Annotated in this window: 19 protein-coding genes and 1 pseudogene; 10 read left to right on the forward strand and 10 right to left on the reverse strand. The window is 62.3% G+C overall.

What is annotated here, in order from left to right:
• The 9 genes and pseudogenes from JOY90_RS29020 to JOY90_RS29060 all read right to left on the reverse strand — a co-directional run.
• A pseudogene (locus tag JOY90_RS29020) lies at positions 1-283 on the reverse strand (hypothetical protein); the annotation flags it as partial.
• A 771-nt stretch (positions 284-1,054) separates the two neighbouring features.
• A complete protein-coding gene (locus tag JOY90_RS29025; RefSeq protein ID WP_291694524.1) occupies positions 1,055-1,315 on the reverse strand; it encodes a hypothetical protein in 261 nt (86 codons plus the stop codon).
• 28 nt (positions 1,316-1,343) lie between these two features.
• Positions 1,344-2,045 carry an ABC transporter ATP-binding protein gene (locus JOY90_RS29030; RefSeq protein WP_291694525.1) on the reverse strand — a complete coding sequence of 234 codons (702 nt, stop codon included), beginning with the start codon at positions 2,043-2,045 and terminating at the stop codon, positions 1,344-1,346.
• Positions 2,042-3,790 (reverse strand): ATP-binding cassette domain-containing protein, encoded by a 1,749-nt coding sequence (locus tag JOY90_RS29035; protein ID WP_291694542.1) that lies wholly within the window; start codon positions 3,788-3,790, stop codon positions 2,042-2,044. Before JOY90_RS29035 ends, JOY90_RS29030 begins: the two co-directional genes overlap by 4 nt.
• A 55-nt stretch (positions 3,791-3,845) precedes the next feature.
• Entirely contained in the window at positions 3,846-4,682 is an 837-nt protein-coding gene (locus JOY90_RS29040) for a branched-chain amino acid ABC transporter permease (protein WP_291694526.1), read from the reverse strand.
• 58 nt (positions 4,683-4,740) lie between these two features.
• Positions 4,741-5,892, reverse strand: a complete 1,152-nt coding sequence (locus JOY90_RS29045) for a substrate-binding protein (RefSeq protein WP_291694527.1) — start codon at positions 5,890-5,892, stop codon at positions 4,741-4,743.
• Positions 5,893-5,921: 29 nt separating this feature from the next.
• Positions 5,922-6,812 carry a nitrilase family protein gene (locus tag JOY90_RS29050; RefSeq protein WP_291694528.1) on the reverse strand — a complete coding sequence of 297 codons (891 nt, stop codon included), beginning with the start codon at positions 6,810-6,812 and terminating at the stop codon, positions 5,922-5,924.
• Positions 6,813-7,002: 190 nt separating this feature from the next.
• Complete coding sequence (locus JOY90_RS29055) at positions 7,003-7,650, reverse strand: ANTAR domain-containing response regulator (RefSeq protein ID WP_291694529.1); 648 nt, start codon at positions 7,648-7,650, stop codon at positions 7,003-7,005.
• Positions 7,647-8,816, reverse strand: coding sequence for a transporter substrate-binding domain-containing protein (locus tag JOY90_RS29060; protein ID WP_291694530.1), 1,170 nt, complete (start codon positions 8,814-8,816; stop codon positions 7,647-7,649). Before JOY90_RS29060 ends, JOY90_RS29055 begins: the two co-directional genes overlap by 4 nt.
• A 705-nt stretch (positions 8,817-9,521) precedes the next feature.
• Between JOY90_RS29060 and JOY90_RS29065 the strand changes: the two genes are divergently transcribed.
• From JOY90_RS29065 to JOY90_RS29075, 3 genes are all read left to right on the forward strand, one after another.
• Positions 9,522-9,956: a hypothetical protein gene (locus JOY90_RS29065; RefSeq protein ID WP_291694531.1), complete on the forward strand. Its 435-nt coding sequence runs from the start codon at positions 9,522-9,524 to the stop codon at positions 9,954-9,956.
• A gap of 56 nt (positions 9,957-10,012) precedes the next feature.
• Complete coding sequence (locus JOY90_RS29070) at positions 10,013-10,306, forward strand: hypothetical protein (RefSeq protein ID WP_291694532.1); 294 nt, start codon at positions 10,013-10,015, stop codon at positions 10,304-10,306.
• A 368-nt stretch (positions 10,307-10,674) separates the two neighbouring features.
• The gene (locus tag JOY90_RS29075; RefSeq protein ID WP_291694533.1) at positions 10,675-10,806 is read left to right on the forward strand and encodes a hypothetical protein; all 132 of its coding nucleotides are present in this window, start codon (positions 10,675-10,677) and stop codon (positions 10,804-10,806) included.
• Between the two features lie 243 nt (positions 10,807-11,049).
• Here the strand turns inward: JOY90_RS29075 and JOY90_RS29080 are convergent, their stop codons facing one another.
• Positions 11,050-12,276 (reverse strand): SMP-30/gluconolactonase/LRE family protein, encoded by a 1,227-nt coding sequence (locus JOY90_RS29080; protein ID WP_291694534.1) that lies wholly within the window; start codon positions 12,274-12,276, stop codon positions 11,050-11,052.
• Between the two features lie 285 nt (positions 12,277-12,561).
• Between JOY90_RS29080 and JOY90_RS29085 the strand changes: the two genes are divergently transcribed.
• The 7 genes from JOY90_RS29085 to JOY90_RS29115 form a co-directional block, all read left to right on the forward strand.
• Positions 12,562-12,894: a hypothetical protein gene (locus JOY90_RS29085; RefSeq protein ID WP_291694535.1), complete on the forward strand. Its 333-nt coding sequence runs from the start codon at positions 12,562-12,564 to the stop codon at positions 12,892-12,894.
• 355 nt (positions 12,895-13,249) lie between these two features.
• Positions 13,250-13,483: a hypothetical protein gene (locus JOY90_RS29090; RefSeq protein WP_291694536.1), complete on the forward strand. Its 234-nt coding sequence runs from the start codon at positions 13,250-13,252 to the stop codon at positions 13,481-13,483.
• A 297-nt stretch (positions 13,484-13,780) separates the two neighbouring features.
• Complete coding sequence (locus tag JOY90_RS29095; RefSeq protein WP_291694537.1) at positions 13,781-15,421, forward strand: porin; 1,641 nt, start codon at positions 13,781-13,783, stop codon at positions 15,419-15,421.
• Positions 15,422-15,563: 142 nt separating this feature from the next.
• Positions 15,564-15,887 carry a hypothetical protein gene (locus tag JOY90_RS29100; protein ID WP_291694538.1) on the forward strand — a complete coding sequence of 108 codons (324 nt, stop codon included), beginning with the start codon at positions 15,564-15,566 and terminating at the stop codon, positions 15,885-15,887.
• Between the two features lie 34 nt (positions 15,888-15,921).
• A complete protein-coding gene (locus JOY90_RS29105) occupies positions 15,922-18,312 on the forward strand; it encodes a tetratricopeptide repeat protein (RefSeq protein ID WP_291694539.1) in 2,391 nt (796 codons plus the stop codon).
• Positions 18,313-18,338: 26 nt separating this feature from the next.
• Entirely contained in the window at positions 18,339-18,650 is a 312-nt protein-coding gene (locus JOY90_RS29110; RefSeq protein ID WP_291694540.1) for a hypothetical protein, read from the forward strand.
• 21 nt (positions 18,651-18,671) lie between these two features.
• Positions 18,672-18,949: tetratricopeptide repeat protein (locus tag JOY90_RS29115; RefSeq protein WP_291694541.1), on the forward strand; the 278-nt coding region annotated here is incomplete at its 3' end.

The following is an 18,949-nucleotide window of genomic DNA, read 5'->3' on the forward strand; positions in this document are numbered from 1 at the left end:
CGGTCGACTTCGGCTCCCCGGTCAGAAGCTGCTCGGGTGAAGCCTGAGCCTTGGTCGGAAACAGTGGAAACTTCTTCTTCTCGGCCGCTGCCGGATCCTGAATGCCGAGCGTGTAGCCACCAATCTTGAAGCGACGACCGAACGGCGTAAGCTGCGGAAACTCGGTATGGCAGACGCCACAACCAAGCCCGGTCTGTCGTGCATAGCTTGGCAGCGCGGACGCCCGCTGCGGAAAAAGCAGCGCGGTGACGGATATTGTCAGGATCAAGGCGCCGATCAGCACGCGCGCCAAATCCTGGCCGCGAGAAAGCCCTTCTCGTAGCATAAGATGTCTCCCCGAATTTATTTTCTTCTGCGGACCGCCTGAGCCGGCGGTACGCGTCCCTAAAGAGGCGCGGTCCCCAAGGGATATTGATGTGCTTCTACAAGGGACACGGGAACTTCAATTCCTTTCGCGGCAGCTTTTGGTCGAAATGATTTGTATTTGCGAATTTATCTATGTCGGCTTCGCGATCGATCCTGCCTAGCCACTCCATGGCGCGAACATGTACTTCGTGTGCTTCCCGTGGCCATTAAAGGGAAAACGTGGAGAAGCATGCGTTCAACAAGCGCGTTGATCACTACGCATGCCTAGGGAAAACGACTTGATGTCAAAGAGCTGGGGCCACCTGTAACTCTCGAGATTTCGACTCGCGACGGGGCGATCGATCCTCCGAAAATCCGCTGGAATGCGACAAGATTTGGTTAAACCAGATCGCGCCGTCCGGCTCCTGCGATTTGGTTTAGAAGTCCTCTAACCAACTTTCATCGATTAGAGGGGGATACGAAGACCCCAAGCAGCTGATTTATGCGGGATTACGAAAGATCTCCACTACATCGGGCATTGGGCGGCGCGGCAGCGGCGGAGGCTGAGCGGGTAGCGAAGTAACCCGGGGAGCAGGATTGTGGGGAGGCGGCGACGGTGAGCGCAAGCACTGTGCCGTCTCCTGCATTGCTTGCGCCAGCAGGTCCGGCTGCTGAGGGGCCTGGTTGCGGCCAAGCTCTCAACCTCAATTCAGAAATCGCGCTCTCGGCGGATGAACCGGAGTGGCGCCACGCGATGCTCGCGACGACCGCAGGCGAGAGCATCAGCGACCCGGTCGGCATTGGCCTTATCCATGTCACTACGTTGTGACTTTTCGTAGCGGAAGAGGGCGATGCGGTTGCGATCGACATTCTGCGCCGATGAAATGGTAGGCAAGCTGCCACTGACGCGCGGTCTGCAAGGGAAAGGCGGTGCGACTGGTTTCGCCTCTACAACGATTTCCTCGGGCATCCGAAATCACTCAGCTATGATTCCGGTACTAGATCCGCATGTGAGCTTCGATGCGCCGCGCCGCTTCGTTATCGATAGAGGCGCTATCGACGATCTCGCCTCGCTTGAAGACCAGATAGCGGTTGGCGATGCCGAGCGCGAAGGGCAGATGTTGCTCGATCACCACCATCGACGTGCCAATGTCACGGCGAAAGCGCGTCAGGACATCCGACAACCGGTCGACCAGGGAAGGCTGCAGACCTTCGGTCACCTCGTCCAGCAGGAGAACGGCCGGCTTTGCCATGAGCGCGCGGGCGACGATGAGCATCTTCTGCTCGCCGCCCGACAGCGTCCCGGCGCGTTGCTGCAGCCGTTGTGTCAGCACCGGAAACCATCGGCTGACATGTTCGAGCTCCGACTCGAAATCGTCGTCCGACAACAGGCCCAGTCGAAGATTGTCACGGATCGTCAGGTCCTGGAACAGCGCGTGCTCTTGCGGGACGTAGACCATGCCGAGTCGGCGCTTGAGATGCGGCGGCATCTTCGTCACGTCCCTTCCGGCCAAGCTCACGCTGCCCTGCCAGGCCGGGAGGAAGCCCAGGATCGTCTTCAACAGCGATGTCTTGCCCATGCCGTTCTTGCCGACGACGGCGATAACTTCGGATTGTGCGAGCGCGAAGCTGATATCGTTGATGACCTTCGACGTGCCGTAGCCGCTCGACAGATCTTCGACCTGGAGCGCTGCCGTCATGATTCCTTCCCGTCGTCGCCTGCCTGCTGGCCCGTATAAATCTCGCGCACGAGGGCGCTGTTCGCAACCGCATCCACAGATCCGTCCAGAGCGATCCTGCCCTGATGCAGGACGATGATGCGGGAGGAAATCTCACGAACGAAATCGAGATCGTGCTCGACAAGCAGAATGCAGAGCCGGTCGCGCGACGCCAGCGAAGTCAGGATGTCGGCAAAAGCCTGCCGTTCGGCGCGGGTAAGCCCAGCCGTCGGCTCGTCCAGCAGCAGCACCTCGGGCTCTAGTGAAAGCACCATCGCAAGCTCGAGCGCCTGCTTCAGGCCGTGACTGAGACGGCGGGCCTCCTCATCGAGCCGTTCCAGCAGCCCCGAGCGCTCCACGACCGAGATCGCGGCGGGGGGCAACTCGAGGTCGATCGAGGTCGAGACAAGCGAAGGGCGGGCGCGATGGGTGCGCGCGACCCGCAGGCACTCGGCCACCGTGAGCGCCTCGAAAATCGAGGCGGCCTGGAATTTCCGCCCAAGACCGAACTCAACGATTCGATTCGGCGGCTGGCGATCGATCGCATGTCCAGCGATGGCGACAAAGCCCGTCGATCGCTCGCGTCCGTCGGACAGGCAGCGAATGAGCGTGGTTTTGCCGGCGCCGTTCGGTCCGACCAAGCTCAACAGTTCGGAACGTTTCGCCACGAACTCCACGCCGTCGAGCACCGACAGGCTACCGAAGTGCTTGCCAACCTCCTTTAACTCGAGCGCGATCTCGCTGTCGGTGCTCTTGACGGCCGCAGTCTCGATCGGCCGGAGGCGGGTTATCGGACCGCGCTCGAACGGCTGGATGCCGTGGGTGAGTTGCTTGATCACGCCGACCAAGCCGTCCGGAAAGGCGAGAATGACTGCGATCAATGCGATGCCGATGATCAGCTCCCAGACATAGGGCAAGCTGCCAGAGAGGTAGGCGCTCGAAACTTCGATACTGAGCGCGCCGACGATGGCGCCGATGACGGTACCGCGTCCGCCTAGCGCAACCATGATGATGAGCCGCGTGCCGAAGGTGAAGCTCGCATTCTCCGGTGCAGCGACTCCGCCAAAGGCGGCGTAGCCGAAGCCTGCCAGCGAGGCGACGATCGCAGTCAGCACCAGCACGACGATGCGGTAGCGCGAGGTATCGACACCGAGATAGGTGCAGCGTTCGTCGTTATCGCGCAGGGCCTTGAGCAGGCGGCCGGTGTCGCTCCGCATGATGATCAACGTCACCACCGCCACGGCCGCGAGGCTAAGACCCGCCAGGCGAAACCAGTTCTCTAGTTCCAGATCGAAGCTCTCGAATCCGACCAGCCCGCTCGACGAACCGGTAAAGGTGCCACCCGAGTAGACGAGTTGCACGAGCACGATCGGGACGACCAGCGACACGATCGATGCGTAGAGCGGCGACGAGCCCGGATAGAACGACAGCCAGCCGGTCAGCGCGGCGACCACGGCTGCGGCAACGATGGCCGTGGCAATGGCGAGCAAGGCCTGCCATGGTCCAAAACCATATTCCGTGAAGATGATGGCCAGTGCATAGACGCCGATGCCGAAGAAGGCCGACTGGCCAAAGGTCAGCGTGCCGCAATAGCCCCAGACGATATCGACGGTGACGGCCGCGATCGCGACGAAGAATGCGCGGATCAGGATGTTGACAATGTAGGTGTCGAGCAGGAGCGGTGCCGCCAGGATGCCGCCGACGATCAACAGCGCCAGCGCCGCCATCCACAATCTGGTGGGGATGCCGATCGGCGCAGCCGCCTGGCCAAGTTGGCGGGCCTCAGGCACGTGCAAAACCCTCCGGCCGGACGCGAAGCACGACGGCCGCGCAGATGGCAATCGTCAGTCCACCGAGGATGGGATTGACGAAGGTCGACACGATCACCTGCAGACCGCCGAGCACGAGGCTCGAGACGGCGAGCGTCAGGAGCGATCCGCCGGAGACCATGACGAGCATGAAGGCGCTGATCAGCCAGGGCACTCCCATGTTCGGATCGACGCTCGAAAGCGGCGTGATCAGTGCACCGGACAGCGCGGCGAGCCCGCTGCCGATTGCGAAGGTGACGAGCCGCACGCGTGCGCTGTCGACGCCCAATCCCTGCGCCAGCATTTCGTTCATGATGACCGCGCGCGTCGACAGACCGAGCCGCGTTCCGTTGAGAAGCGCCGAAAATACCAGTGCAACAACCAACGCAGCACCGATCATCGCGATTCGGTAGGCTGAATAATCGACGCCCAAGAGCTCGATTGTGCCGGTGATCGGGGCTTGGACGAACTGCACCTCGCGTCCGAAGATCAGGGTGACGATCTGTCCGATGACGATGCCGAGGCCCCACGTTGCGAGAATGGCGTCGAGCGGGCGCTGGTAAAGCCGCCGCACGATGGTCACTTCCGCCAACGCACCGCATGCCGCGCCAGCGGCGAAGGCGACCGGCACGAGCAGGACCCAGGGCAGGCCCAGCCTCGCGCCAACCAGCGCCGCATAGGCTCCGACCGTGATGAAGGCGGCATGGGCGAAATTGATGATCTTCATCACCCCGAACACGATCAGGAGACCGGACGAGATGATGAGAAGCAGAGCCGCCGTCGTGACGGCGTCGAGGGCGACGATCAGCATGCTTGCTCCGAAGCGAAGGGTGCGAGCAGGAGTTCCCGCTTTCGCGCCCTTCTTCACCTTACGACTTCGGCGGGCACTGCGCACCCGGATCGACGTTGGGGAAGCTCTGAATGACCTTCACGCCGCCGTCGGCTTGCACCTGGCCTAGATACATCGTGAGCGGAGCGTGCCGCTGCTTGTCCATCTTGATTGTGCCGCGCGGTCCATCGACAGAGACTTCGGACAACGCTGCCAGCACCTTCTGGGGATCCGTTCCGCCGGCCTTTTCCACAGCCGCCTTGTAGGCATAGACCCCCTCGTATTCCGGCACCGACAGATCGTTCGGTGTCTTGAGGTCGGCGCCGAACTTCTTGCCCATGGCCGCGAGGAATTTCTTGTTGGCGGCACTATCGATGCCCGTCACGTAGGAGGCCGAAATATAGATGTCGGCGGCATCTGCGCCCATGCTCTTGGCCGTGCCTTCGTCGACGGCGAGATTGCCGTAGGGCAGTGAGACGCCGGCCGCCCGCAGTTGCTTGGTCAGCGTCACGTTGGGTGCGCCGCCGGCCGTCGAGGTCACGATGGCATCGGCGCCGGATGCCTTGAGCTTGGAGATGATCGACGTCCAATCCGAGCCGTCCATCGGCAAATACTCTTCGCCGACGACCTTGCCGCCGGTCTTCTCGATATAGGCCTTGGTGAACGACAGCATGCCGCGGCCGAACGCATAATCCGATCCGATCAGGAAGTACTGCTTCGCCTTCTTCTCCTTGTTGAAGTAGTCGACGATCGGCGGCACCTGCTGCTCCGGCACCCAGGCATTCACGTACAGGTAGGGGCTGCACGACTTGCCTTCATAAAACGAGGTGTAGATGTAGGGTGTCTTGCCGCGCGCCACGATCGGCAGACCCGCATTGCGCGCCGCGCTCGTCTCCATCGAGATCAGCACGTTCACCTTCTTCTGGAAGATCAGCGCATCGAACGCCTTCTGCGCGCCGGCTGCGCCCGAGCCGTCATCGGCAACATCAAGCGCGAGCGGCCGGCCGAGGATACCGCCCTTGGCGTTGATCTCTTCCACCGCAAGCTCCGCCGATTGCACGACGGAGGGCGCCACGACCGAGTTTGCGCCGGAAAGACCGACCGGCACACCTATCCTGATCGGGTCGGCTGCGAGCGCCGAGCCCGTGGCCGCCACAAAAGCAAAAGAGGCCAACAAAGCGCGCGATGTCATCACCATATCCTCCATCCTGTTACCATTGTTCAGTACCAACCGCGTCTGACGCCGCTACCCAGCATCTCGTCGTAGAGATCCGAGCGGCGGTCGCGCAGAACCTGATTGAAAGCGTTCCAGTTGCGGGCTCGCCTTGCTTCGCCGAGCGCGACCTCCGCAATCAAGATCTCCTCGCAGTCCCGGCTGGCGGGCCCGGCGACCGGCCAACCGGTGAAGCTGATGATCAGACTTTGGCCCTCAAACGGCTGGCCCCGTTCCGTGCCCACCCTGTCGGCGCAGGCGATGTAGATTGAATTCGAATGTGCCGCCGCCATGGCGAGAATGTTGGCCATCGCCTCGCGGCCCTCTGCCTGGCCCGGTATCGGCACCCAATTGGTCGGCACGCAGACGATGTCCGCACCCTGGAGCGCCGTGAGGCGATAGGTTTCGGGAAACCAGCCATCGTAGCAGATCGCCATCCCGATGCGGCCGATCGCGGTATAAAATACGGGGAAGCCGAGATCGCCGGGCTCGAAATAAAGATTCTCCTCGTTCCAGAGATGGATCTTGCGAAACGTCCCGATGTGGCCCGCGGGACCGATCAGCACGGCGCTGTTGAAGAGCTTGGCGCCGTCGCGCTCGCAGATGCCGGCGACCAGGTGCAGCTCGTGCTTGGCGGCTACTTCGCTCCAGGCGCGCACCGTTGGCCCCGCCGGCACGGGCTCGGATGCCGCGAACGCTTCCTCGCGCGACCGGAACATGTAACCGCTGTTGCAGAGCTCGGGCAGCACGACGAGCTTGGCGCCGAGCCCGACCGCGCGAGCAATCAGCTCGATGCTGTGCGCGACATTCGCTTCGACGTTTCCGATTGCCGGGTGCATCTGAACGCAGGCAACCTTGACCTTCGCTTCGTCGAGTGCCGCCGAGGCAAGCAAACCCATCGCAGGCCGCTCCTTTGCGTTGCGCAAAACAAAAACCCCCGAATGCGCCAAGCGACGCAGTTCGAGGGCTACCCAGCCTAATTTGAAATGGCCGACCGGCCATTGTCGCGGGCCATTGTCCCGCGCTCACCTCAGCTAATTCCCAAGATGGGGTTCGAGTCAACGGTCAAGACTGCAAAAAATAAGGCCGTTACTGCTCAAACGGTGAGCCGGAGCGCGCTTGCAGGGGCGTATCGAGAACGCCAAGTCCGCCAAGCATTTCCTGCGCATTGATGATGGAGGCGGCGATCTCGGCCATGGTCAGCCGCTTCTGCGTTGCTTGCTGACGGATCAGTTCATAGGCTTCGAACTCGCTGATCTTCTTCAACGCAACGAGGATCTTAACGGCCTTGTCGACATCGCGGCGCGCCTTCAGGGTATCTTCGAGCTTCTGAACCTTGCCTTCGAGCCGCCGCGTATAGCCGCGCAGCGAGCGCGCCAGCACCAGCGAGGAAAGGATGCCGAACGAACGGATCGGCTTGTTGACGACGCCATGGGCGTTGCTGTCGAGCAACCGCTTCAGGATCGTGGGGTTCTCGTAGTCGACGATGGCCACGAGGGTCAGCGGGTGCTCGTTCGAGCTTGCGTGGAAAACCGTTTCCTCGGAGGACTCGACGAGCTGGAACACGGTGTCGACGTCGCGCGGAATAACAGGCGGCGGCGGCCACATGCCGCGCACGTTGCAGCCGATGCGTTTGAGCTGGTCGATCAGCGCCTCGCCTTCGGTGTCACGCGGATGGATGACAAGCACGCGCGCGCCGCGAAGATCTTCGATGAGGCGGCGCACGCCCGGTTTCATGCTGTGGCCGCCTCTTGGGTTAGCCAGCGTCCGCCGATCGGCGAAACCGAGAGATAGGGATCAGGCTTGATCGGGCCCTTGCTTTCCCAGACGATATCGAATTCGCCGTCGGCCCGTACGCGCCCGATCCGTGGCGTCAGCCATACGTGATTGTTGTCTGCGTCGATCTGGACCGGACCTTCGGGGGCGTCGAGGCTGTGCCCCAGCGCGGCATCGACCAGGCGCTGCGTATCGAGGCTGCCGGCCTGCGCCAGCGCCTTGGCAAACAGTTTCACCTGAGCATAGGCGCTAGCGCTCCACATGCTGACGGGCTGGTCCGCGCCGTAGGCCCTGGCGAAAGCGCTCTTGAATCGTTTGTTGCTCTCGCTCTCGAGCGAACCAAAATAGCTGGCCGCCGTCAGGTGGCCGACACAGAACTCGGATCCGATCTCGTGCAACTCGCCCTCTGCCATGGTGAGGCTTGCGATCGGCAGCCGGGCCGGATCGAAGCCTCTCTGCGCATAGAGCCGATAGAAGCGCTGCGCGGTGCGGCCGACGATGGTCGAGAACACGACATCGGGTGATCGTATGCGGATCAACTCCAGCGCGCGCGTCAACTCGGCGTCGCTGGCTTCCATGGGGACGTACTGCTCTCCGGCGACTTGTCCCGCATAGGACTCGACGAGATCGCGCATGATCCGGTTGGATTCGCGCGGGTAGATATAGTCCGAGCCAATCAGATAGACACGCGGACCGTATTTGCGGACGATGTATTCCGCAAGCGGAAAGCTGTTCTGATTGGGGCAGGCTCCGGTGTAGATCACGTTCGGCGAATACTCGAACCCCTCGTACAGCGAAGGATACCACAACAGGCCATTGCGTCGTTCGATGGCGGGCAACACGGCCTTGCGCTCGGCCGATGTCGAGCCGCCGAAGATGACGGAGACGCCATCGTCGGTTAGCAGGCGGTCGGCCATCTTGCGATAGATCTCGGGAAGCGAACGCGGGTCATAGGCAATGACCTCGATCTCGCGTCCAAGGATGCCTCCAGCTCTGTTGAACTCCTCGATAGCCAGTGCAGTACCGAAGAAATGCTCGGACTCGGTGATCGCCATCGGTCCGCTGCGCGAGAACAGCACGCCGACCCGCCACGCGTCGCGGGCGGCTTGCCTTGGACGCAGCTCCATCTTCGTCACCTGCCCGTCTCCGGCGATTTCAATGAACTCTCCGCGAACTCTGGATCAGTATTGCGGTTCACCGGCACCTTGGCAACTCTCTGGTGCAGGAGGTATATCTGGCCTCTTCGCTCGCCTTAGCCACGTCCGCATACCACGCGTCGCCCTTCGGTTCTTCGTGACTGCGCCACGCGTAGTCGAAGGTGAGGGTCCTACGCTGGCAATCGTGGAACGAATGTTCGACCAATCGAAAAAGCTGAGGAGGATTCATCGATCCTCCGTGACTGACGCGGCTTCACGGTTGGATTTTTATTTGTAAGCCGTTGATTTCAAATGCTTGGATTTTGACTCGGTTTATAAAATTCTCTTGAAGACTGAAGGCCAGAAGCGTGCCTCTTAAGCAGCGGGTTTCAGGTTCGAGCCTTGATGCGCTCGCCAGGGCTTCCAAGCCTTAAGCTATCACAAGAGCCGTTGAGCGCAGAGCAGCGAGTAAGAGGCGCCGTTGCATCGTCTCTTGTGACAAGATCGAGAAAGGCGATTGGGGTGACCTCGACTGGAAGGAATACAACGCGCCCACATTTCGAAGCTAAGCTCGAGAACGCCCCGATCCCGACACGAACTGCAAATTCTGCGGGAGCGGGGCATAACCGAATAGCATCCATGGCAATGCGCTGGTAGATTTAGCGCACCATTGGAATGCAGGCAGGCGGACCGAACATGCTGACAGACGTATTCGCGGCAGAGCCCGATGCGCTTCCTGGCTATCGGAAAGCCGGGTTTCCGGACCCGCACCAATTCGGCTTCCCAACCGTCCGCGCTCGTGGCCTGGACCCTGTTGCCCTGGCGATTCTGGATGTCCTGCTCTCGAAAGCCACCATCGAAGATGCCCTGGACAGCGCGCTGCTGACGCCGGCGGAGAAACCCGACTTGTACCAGGCTCCCGTGGTCACAACCTTAAGTCACCGGACGGTGAGCTTGCTGCCTGCCGTGCCCGCCGACCGACTGAGCTGGCTGGCTGAGGACTGGACTCGGTACCCAGAGCTTTCGGTGCTAGCCAGCGAGCCGGCGCGTGAGTGGCTCAGCCAAGTCCAGGAGTTGTGCCGAAGCACAGTGCCCACGGGTAGCCTAATCTTTGTTTGGAACTGCTTGTGATCACGGATCTTCGGTTCAAGATGGCTCGTCGGCACAGTTGGCTGAGGGCCGCTTACTTGCATGATGGCATTGTCAAACAAGTACTGAACGACCCTGCCGTCGCGTCCAATTCGAATATCACCATCAGGGCTGGGACCCGGGCTCGCGAACTCGAAAGCCCGGACGCGAAGATCGGCGCCAATTTTTTCTTGGACGTCATTCCGGATACACTGGTGAGTCGGCAGGCACACTTGGGCCGTTCTGGTATTGACCACCAAGATCAACTGATCACTTATCCGCCGAAGACAGAGGCATCCCTTCGAAACATTTTCGAGGAGGAAGGCTCGCCAAGTGCAGCTGATGGTGAATGACCCTTTCCTGGTAATTGTTGATCACTTTGGAGGGAGTTCTGGGCGCATAGACACGCGCCTGAAAAAAATGCTACTGTCTGCTGCGCTTCCGGAACGGCGCCCGTTGTCTCTGGTGGCGAGCGCCGGCCGGACGCGGCCTCCCGGCCACCCCCGGGCGTTCGGCATGGCTCCCACCCTCACAGGCACAGTTCGTCATTCAGAGAGGGGAGCAGGACAAAGGGCCTTACCCCGACGCCCCCGCCCTGTTGCTGGATTCCCACACGCCCCTCGCGTGACGCAGCAGGGTCCTGGCTGTTCAACCGCCATTCAGAATGGAACCCCTAGCCTAGAAGGCGCTGTCTTGAAAGTCTCTCAAGGGGGAATCGACCATGAAGAAGGTACTTGCCGTCGTTGCTTTGACCATCGCCGTTGCTGCCGCTGGCGTCGCTTCCGCCAACGCGAAGATGATGCATCATCACCACCACCACATGCATCATCACCATCACCACCACCACATGTAATGGTGCGCCCCGGGTCGGCCGCGACTGTCTCCTAGGCCTAAGAAGGAGCCCGGCACCGACAAGTTATGATGGCGGTTTGGGCGACTCTTCCCTCCAGTTGGACTCAGTCTCCTGCCGCCTCGACCTCTTAAGCCCCGTCATCGACCATGGCGACGGGGCTTCTCTTCTACCAGTGGCAATGCTCATCCGTAACTTTAGCTTGCGCTTCGTCCTCTGTTCGGCGGGTACGATGAGTCTGTTGAGCTAGCCGGGTCCTGCTCCCTGGGTAGCCGTGTAGACAGCGTAGAGCGACTGGCTCGCTGCCATGAACAGGCGATTTCGCTTGGGGCCGCCGAAGCATATGTTGGCGCACACCTCAGGCAGGCGGATGCGGCCGATGAGCTGGCCTGATGGCGTCCACACCGTCACGCCGCTATAGCCCACATGGCGTCCGGCATTGCTCGAACACCAAACATTGCCCCCGACATCGCAGCGCACACCGTCCGGTCCGCACTTCACGCCGTCAACCATGAAGTCGCTGAATCGCTTCTGATTAGTCAGCTTATTGTCGGCACCTACGTCGAACACGTACATGTCGCTCTTGCCGCCCGGGCCGGTGTCGCCGGGCCCTTTGCCGGTGCTGATAACGTAAAGCTTCTTGTAATCTGGCGAGAATGCGAGGCCATTGGGGTCGGGCAGTTGATCCTCGCTGACCACCAGGTCGATGCGGCCGGAAGGATCGACCCGATAGCAATTGGTCGGCAACTCGCGTTTGCCCGGCACGAACCCGGCCGGCTCTCCAATTCGGGGATTGAGCTTGCCAGCGGCATTGCTGGGGCCTCCCGCGACGTCCGGTTCGCCCTCATAAAGTTGGCCGCCATAGGGCGGATCGGTAAACCAATAACTGCCGTCTGGGTGCGCGGCAACGTCATTCGGTGAGTTCAACCTCTTTCCATTGTAGGAATCGGCAAGCACAGTTGCAGTGCCGTCGTGCTCGTATCGTACCACCCGGCGGGTAAGATGCTCGCACGAGAGCTGCCGGCCCTGAAAGTCGAACGTATTGCCGTTGCTGTAGTTGGAGGGCGATCGGAAGACGCTGACACGACCGTCATCTTCCAACCATCTCATCTGCCGATTGTTTGGAATATCGCTCCACATGAGATAACGACCTTGCGCGCTCCATGCCGGTCCTTCGGCCCACGACAGGCCAGTATACAGGCGATGGATGGCGGTGTTGGGTTGAGCGAGGTCGTTGAACGACGGATCAACTGCAATGATGTCGGGATCCCAGAAATAGGTGGTCGGGGCGCCGCGCGAACTGAAATCGCGTGGCGGGTTAGTGACTGTTGTCGGCGGTACTGCCTCATTGCTCCCTTGCGCCAACGCGCCGCCCATCGCCGCAAACGTTGCGCCGGCACACACTCCCAGCCCCTGGACCAGTGTTCGTCGTGAAATCACGGCCTTTTGGTTATGCTCCTCTTCGACCATCATTGCTTCCTCGCGTTGTCTCTCTCGCCGGTTGATCGGGACAAGCAACTCAAGCGTATCCTCGCGCGAAGCATTCTTCTAGACGTCTGTAACGGAACGATGTTGCAAGCCCGAAGGCAGACGATCGACCTCTTGCGAGAGGAAGCCAGGTCCCCCGGGCTGAGGTCGCTAGCCGTGTGCGCCAGCATCACTAATCTGTTCGTGATGGCAATGTCCCTTAGCGTGGGGGCTTGGCTCCCGGGCCTCGTTGCCGATCGCCTCCGCCGAAGAGGCGTTCGGACTGAGCGGATGCTGGCGGTCGTCGGGCTGGCGCTGATCGCGGCCGAGTCCATGTTGGTTCTTCAAGTACCGCTGCCGGCAATTCTGCCATGGTCCGTCGGTTCGCTGGTCGGAGCGGGCGTCGTTCTCAGCTTTGCGATCGCCGCCGAATACTTTCCGCCGGAACTCGCAGGCCGAGCCAACGGCGCGTTGAACATGCTGCATTTCGCATGGGCATTCCCGGTTCAATGCGGCATCGGGCTGGTCTTGGAGCGGAGGCCGCATCCAGGCGGACACTATCCGGTGGGCGCGAGTGGTGAAATTGCCGCGCCGAGCGATGAACTATACGATCGCCCAGTTTGACCGGATGCATCCTGAACCAGTACGGTTCTAGATTCGGTGTGCAGGAGGGACTTGCCATCGCTAGGAGTGCCGGACATATGCTATCCGTAATATCCCATTGATCAGAGTGCGAACGCGTTGAATGGATGGCGGCAGACAGAGAAACTGCGGCGATTGCACCGCCTGCTGCGACGGGTGGCTGCAGATCGAGGTGGGCGGCCACGAGGTGCGGCCGCACAAGCCTTGTCCCTTCCGCAGCGATGCTGGCTGCGCCGTCTATTCGGAGCGCCCCGAGCATCCGTGCCGGAAATTCGTTTGCGGATGGCTCGTCAGTTCAAGTCCGCTGCCCGATTGGATGCGGCCGGACAGGGCTGACTTGATCCTGCTCGCTGCCAATTTCCTCTGGCATGGCCTGCCGGTTGATGTGGCCGTCGCCGCCGGCGCGCGCCCGAAACCGAAGGCGCTGGAGTGGTTGATGCAGTTCAGCGCCGCGAACCAGCGGCCGCTGATCTATCAGATCGGCGAGGATTGGTTCGCCTTCGGCCCGCCGGCGTTCCAAGCCGAAATCGCCGGCCGCATCCAACGCGGTCAGAAGCCCTGGCTCGAATAGGACGCATATGTGTCCATTATGCCACGACGCCGTTTCAATTTTAAATTGCTTTCTGTGCTCGGTCGTTATCTGGGCATTTTAGCCGCTGCATAGCGGCAACAGCATGATTCGGCAGTAATTTCTATCCGTATTATATCTCTCTTGCGCAGCAATATTACGTGGTGCAATGCATGTGTGCATTTTTTGCGACAGATTACCAAGATTCCATCAACTTCGCGGCGGCGCCATTTAGTTGGTATACAAAATAACGTACCGTCGTTCGCCTGGGAGTTGAACCAGTTCACGACGGGGGAGAACATGAAGACCGAGCTTCTATCCGGTACGGCCTGCGCCGCACTTTGCCTGTTGGCGTTTGGGGGCGGGACGGCACGATCAGCGACACTCGACGACGTGATGGCGCGGCTCGACAAGATCGAGCGCGAGAACGCCGAGCTGAAGCAGAAGATCAAGGCAATGCAGTCCACCAAATCGGGGCCGGCAACGCCGGGTGCCGTTGCAGGGCCCGCGGCCGAGCCGCCCAAGGGCAATCCAGTCCTTCACGCAGGGGTCGCGACCTCGCCGGCGCCAGCTGCGCCGCCGCCCGTTCCGGGAATGCCGGTCAAGGCGAGCGCCTTCGGGCCGATCGTCGACAACACCGTGGTGACGCTCTACGGGCACTTCGATCTGTCGGGCGATATCTTCAATCCCTCGGTGTTCGACCAGGGCACGAAGTTCGGCATTGCCAGCAATTCTTCCTATTTCGGCGTGCGCGCGCGGCACAATCTCGCGCCCTATGGCTGGGATGGCTGGTCGATCGTGGCGCAGATGGAGGCGCAGATCGATGCGGCGGCAGCGGCGACCGAGCGCGCCGCCCTCGGCACGCGCGACACCTTTGTCGGCCTCGAAGGCCCCTGGGGCTCGGTCAAGGCCGGCAAATCGGACACGCCCTACAAGAAGGCGACCGCGGCGTTCGATCCCTTCGCCAACACGCTGGGTGACTACAATGCGCTCATGGGCAACACCGGCGGTGACAATCGCGCCGAGTTCGATTGGCGCATGAACCATGCGATCTGGTATGAATCGCCAATCGTCAGCGGCTTCCAGTTCAGCGCCCTGATCTCGCCGGGCCAGAACTACGCGCAGGACAACAGCGACTATTCCTACGGCGATTATTTCCAGTGCAACGGCGCCTCGACCCGTGGCAGCGGCAGCAATTTCCCCGGTACCGGCGGAGCGATCGGCGGCAACATCGGTGGCAATGGCTGTACCGACGGTTCGTACGGGAATGCCTACAGCGCCGCGCTGACCTACAAGAATGGCCCGTTCACCGCGATCGCCGCCTACGAGCTACACGAGCAGGTCAACCGCCATGGTGACGACGGCCTCGAGCCCGGCCAGATCGCGCCGGTTACTCTGGCCGACGGTTCCCCGGTCCTGACCGGCGTCCACAATGAATGGGCGGCGAAGGTCGGCGGTGGCTACCGTTTCAACGACGGCATCGGCGACGTGCAACTGTACACCTACTACGAATGGATGCGGCGCGAGGTGACGCCGATGGAAGAGATTTTCAACGAACGTTCGCGCGACGGCGTTTTCGTCAGTGCGACCCAGTATGTCGGCAAATGGGCCTTGAGTGCGTCGTATGCGCACGCCTTCCGGACGCCCGGCAATCCCGCGATGTTGAGCTTCAACGATCCGCAGACGGCGGGTCAGGCGACCTTGCAGGGCAACCTGTTCGATGATTCTGCCAATCTTTACGCGATCGGAGCGCGCTACCGCTTCAACCAGTGGGCCAGCTGGTACGTCGTCGCGACCGAGCTCACCCAGGGGCCAGGCGCGCATTACTGCCTGGGTGCCAGCGGTCACGGCTACCAGGTCTGCAGCCGCGATGCCGCCAACGACACGATCGGCGGTGCAACGATCAGGGGCGCCACGACCGGTCTGACCTTCGATTTCTGAGCTGGCGATGTCATGAATGGAGGAGGCCCGCAGACGCGCCGCCCGTCTCCTCTTTCGTTTCGATGCGAGAACGGAGCGCCCCGACCGAATTTGGGATGACCGACGCCGGTGCGCACGCGGCGCAACAAGGGAGCGAGAACCAATGATGGAACTGCCGCCTCCGGCGTACCTCCAGATGGCGCAGGCCGAAACACCGTCGGAAGCGCCGGCGGTCGAGCCCGAGCCGATCAAGGTGAACGTCAGCCAATATGTTCCGGACAACGCGCTCTCGTTGACCATGATCGTCAGCGTGACGCCGCCGACCGGCACGGCCGTGATCTACGCGCCCGGCTACGAGAAATATGCGACCATCTTCAAGGGGCCGCGCTCGATGGAGGAGGTTCGCCTCGACGGCCCGATCGTTTATGTCAAGCTGTACGGCGCGACCCATTTCGATATCCAATACACCAACTATCGGGTGCCGTGAGACAACGGCCTGCAGGGTGAGCGGCACGGCTCCGATGAACACGGCCACGCAGCAATTGTTCGTGCGCGCGATCGACGCGCAGCGCAAGGGCGCGGTCGAGGATGCCAAGGCGTTGTACCAGGAGCTGCTGCGCGTGGATCCCAGCCACGCAGCCGCCTGCGGCAATCTCGGCATCATCGCCGTCCAGCAGGGCGATCTCATCCGCGCCGAAACATTGTTTCGCCGCGAGATCGAGTTCGAACCCGCCAATTCGGTGGGGCACACTCATTTGGGATTGGTGCTGCAGCAGCAGGGCCGATGGTCCGAGGCGGTCGCGGCCCATCGCCAGGCCGTCAAGCTCGATCCGAAACCGGCGCAAGCCCATCTCGCGCTCGGAAATGCGTTGAAGGGGCAGGGCCGGCTTCCGGACGCCGCGCAATGCTTCCTGGCCGCGCTTGCCCTCAGACCCGACTATGCGGAAGCCCACAACAATGTCGGGGTGGTGCTGCAGATGCAAGGCAGGCCGGCCGAAGCCGCCGCGGCCTATCGGAACGCGACGTCGGCACAGCCTGCCTATCCGGAGGCCTGGTTCAATCTCGGCGTGGTGCAGCATCAGTTGCGCGATTTGGACGCAGCAGAGGCGGCCTATCGGCGGGTCATCACGCTCGACCCAAGGATCGCCGCCGCGCACAGCCATCTGAGTGCCGTGCTGCGGGAGCAGGGCAGGCTCGAGGAGGCGCTTGCTTCCTGCGAACGCGCCATCGAGCTGCAACCGGATGACGTGGATGCGGTCAATAATGCCGGCATCCTGCTGCAAGAGCAGGGCCGCCCGCGCGAGGCGGTCGAGCTCTATCGCCCGCGATTGAGGCCAGGGCCGATGCATGCCGACCTCTACAACAATATGGGCACGGCGCTCCTCGCCGAAGGCAGGGCAGAGGAGGCGAGGGCGGCCTTCGAGCAGGCGCTTGCGGCTCGGCCGGAGTTTCCGGAGGCGTGTTATAATCTCGGAAATGCCTGGCGCGAACTCGGCGGCCTCGCGCCGGCGCTCGCCGCCTGGCGCCGGGGGCTTGAGCTCCGGCCGGGCGATGCCGATGCGTTCAGCCAGCTCGCCTATCACCGCGCTCTGGCCTGTGACTGGGACGAATTCGACGCAGACCAGCAGCGGCTGCTGGCGCTGGCGCGAAGCGGGCGGCGTGTCCCGCCGTTTTATCTGTTCTTCACCAAGGCGACGGCGGCCGACCAGCTGCGCTGCGCGGAACAGTGGAGTCGACCGTTCCAGGCACAAGGCACGGCTTTCGAGCATCGCAGGAGGAAGAGCGACCGACGGATTCGCCTCGGCTATCTGTCGGGCGATCTCCACCAGCACGCGACATCGCAATTGGTGGCCGGCCTGTTTGAAGGCCACGACCGGCACCGCTTTGAGATCTATGCTTATAGTTATGGCCCCGACGACGGCAGCGCGATGCGAGCGCGGCTCGAGAATGCCTTCGATCGTTTCGTCGATGTCGCCGCGCTCGCGCATCGGGATGCCGCGCGCCGGATTCATGCGGACGAGATCGACATCTTGATCGATCTGAAAGGACATACCCACGGCGCCCGTCCCGCCGTTGCGGCGCATCGGCCGGCGCCCGTCCAGGTCAGCTATCTCGGATTTCCCGCCACCATGGGCGCGGACTTCATCGACTACATCATGGTCGACCGTTTCGTGCTTCCCGAGCATGAGCAGGCATTCTTTTCCGAGCGGCTCGTCCATCTTCCAAATTGCTATCAAGTCAACGACCGCCCGCGGGAGCTGTCGGCACCGCCGACGCGGCGTAGCGATTGCGGGCTGCCGGAGCAAGGCCTCGTGTTCTGCTGCTTCAATAACAGCTACAAGCTCTCGCCGCCGCTGTTCGACGTCTGGATGCGGCTGTTACACGCCGCGCCCGGCAGCGTGCTGTGGCTGCTCGCCGCCAACGAGCTGGCCGAGCGTCATCTGCGCGTCGAGGCGGGGCGGCGCGGCGTCGATCCCGCGCGCCTGATCTTCGCGCCGCGACTGCCGCTGGATGCGCATCTTGAACGTCACCGGCATGCCGATCTGTTTCTCGACACGCTGCCCTGCAACGCCCACACCACGGCCAGCGACGCGCTGCGGGGCGGGCTGCCGATTCTGACCTGCGCCGGCGAGACCTTTGCCGGCCGCGTCGCCGGCAGCCTTCTGACGGCGATCGGGATGCGGGAGCTTGTGACGACCTCGCTCGAGGACTATGAGCGGAAGGTGCTGGAGTTTATCCGTGCGCCGGACCAACTGGTGGCGCTGCGGCAGAGAATCGAGCGGGCCCGCGATGGGAATTCGCCGTTCGATCTGGCAAGCTCGACGGCGGCCATCGAGGCCGCCTATGAGCGGATGTGGCAGCGGTGGCTGGCCGGAGAAAAGCCTGCCGCATTTGCGGTCGGGAATGTCTGAGCGCGAGCTTCGAAGCAGCGCCATGAATGAAAGGACCAATTACCATGCTGATGCGCGCGATCCTTCTACCCCCTGGGCTGCTGGCGCTCGCCGCCGGGACGGCATCCGCAAGACCCCATCACGGACCGAGGCATCACCACCTGCGGGCCGCCATTGTCCGAGCAGCGCCGCCACCCGAATCATTCGGCGGAAGGCTCGTGCAGCACCCGGCCTGGAACATCGCCTGCATGACGCGCGACCGAGCGACACGGGCGTTGCCCTGCGATCAACCGGTCTGGGTCTACGGCAAGCCGTGCGAGATCGACCTTGGCCAGGGGTATTACCGGTCCTGCGACTGAAGTCGGCTGGTTGTCCTGCCCATGAGCTCCGCGCCCGATAGCGAGCGAGTGCTGACGGCGGCGATCGCCCATCATCGCGCCGGGCGGCTCGCGGAAGCCGAGACGCTGTGCCGGTCGGCCTGCGACGCGGCGCCGAACGACGCGCGCGCATTCCATCTGGCCGGCGTGATCGCTCATCAGCTCCGGCGAAACGACGCCGCAGCGCTGATCGGCCGTGCGGTGGCGCTCAGGCCCGACTGGGTCGAGGCGCACAATGACCGAGGCGTCATCCTCGCCGCCAACGGCCTGCTTCCGGAAGC

Source organism: Bradyrhizobium sp. (genome assembly GCF_019242285.1).
Classification (GTDB): Bacteria; Pseudomonadota; Alphaproteobacteria; order Rhizobiales; family Xanthobacteraceae; genus Bradyrhizobium.

What these genes read in the sequence shown, in the direction of transcription:
- JOY90_RS29025 (WP_291694524.1), bottom strand. Translation starts at nt 1,315, where the DNA reads ATGCCCGAGGAAATCGTTGTAGAGGCGAAACCAGTCGCACCGCCTTTC.
- JOY90_RS29030 (WP_291694525.1), bottom strand. Translation starts at nt 2,045, where the DNA reads ATGACGGCAGCGCTCCAGGTCGAAGATCTGTCGAGCGGCTACGGCACG.
- JOY90_RS29035 (WP_291694542.1), bottom strand. Translation starts at nt 3,790, where the DNA reads ATGGCGGCGCTGGCGCTGTTGATCGTCGGCGGCATCCTGGCGGCACCG.
- JOY90_RS29040 (WP_291694526.1), bottom strand. Translation starts at nt 4,682, where the DNA reads ATGCTGATCGTCGCCCTCGACGCCGTCACGACGGCGGCTCTGCTTCTC.
- JOY90_RS29045 (WP_291694527.1), bottom strand. Translation starts at nt 5,892, where the DNA reads ATGACATCGCGCGCTTTGTTGGCCTCTTTTGCTTTTGTGGCGGCCACG.
- JOY90_RS29050 (WP_291694528.1), bottom strand. Translation starts at nt 6,812, where the DNA reads ATGGGTTTGCTTGCCTCGGCGGCACTCGACGAAGCGAAGGTCAAGGTT.
- JOY90_RS29055 (WP_291694529.1), bottom strand. Translation starts at nt 7,650, where the DNA reads ATGAAACCGGGCGTGCGCCGCCTCATCGAAGATCTTCGCGGCGCGCGC.
- JOY90_RS29060 (WP_291694530.1), bottom strand. Translation starts at nt 8,816, where the DNA reads ATGGAGCTGCGTCCAAGGCAAGCCGCCCGCGACGCGTGGCGGGTCGGC.
- JOY90_RS29065 (WP_291694531.1), top strand. Translation starts at nt 9,522, where the DNA reads ATGCTGACAGACGTATTCGCGGCAGAGCCCGATGCGCTTCCTGGCTAT.
- JOY90_RS29075 (WP_291694533.1), top strand. Translation starts at nt 10,675, where the DNA reads ATGAAGAAGGTACTTGCCGTCGTTGCTTTGACCATCGCCGTTGCTGCC.
- JOY90_RS29080 (WP_291694534.1), bottom strand. Translation starts at nt 12,276, where the DNA reads ATGATGGTCGAAGAGGAGCATAACCAAAAGGCCGTGATTTCACGACGA.
- JOY90_RS29085 (WP_291694535.1), top strand. Translation starts at nt 12,562, where the DNA reads ATGCTGGCGGTCGTCGGGCTGGCGCTGATCGCGGCCGAGTCCATGTTG.
- JOY90_RS29095 (WP_291694537.1), top strand. Translation starts at nt 13,781, where the DNA reads ATGAAGACCGAGCTTCTATCCGGTACGGCCTGCGCCGCACTTTGCCTG.
- JOY90_RS29100 (WP_291694538.1), top strand. Translation starts at nt 15,564, where the DNA reads ATGATGGAACTGCCGCCTCCGGCGTACCTCCAGATGGCGCAGGCCGAA.
- JOY90_RS29105 (WP_291694539.1), top strand. Translation starts at nt 15,922, where the DNA reads ATGAACACGGCCACGCAGCAATTGTTCGTGCGCGCGATCGACGCGCAG.
- JOY90_RS29110 (WP_291694540.1), top strand. Translation starts at nt 18,339, where the DNA reads ATGAAAGGACCAATTACCATGCTGATGCGCGCGATCCTTCTACCCCCT.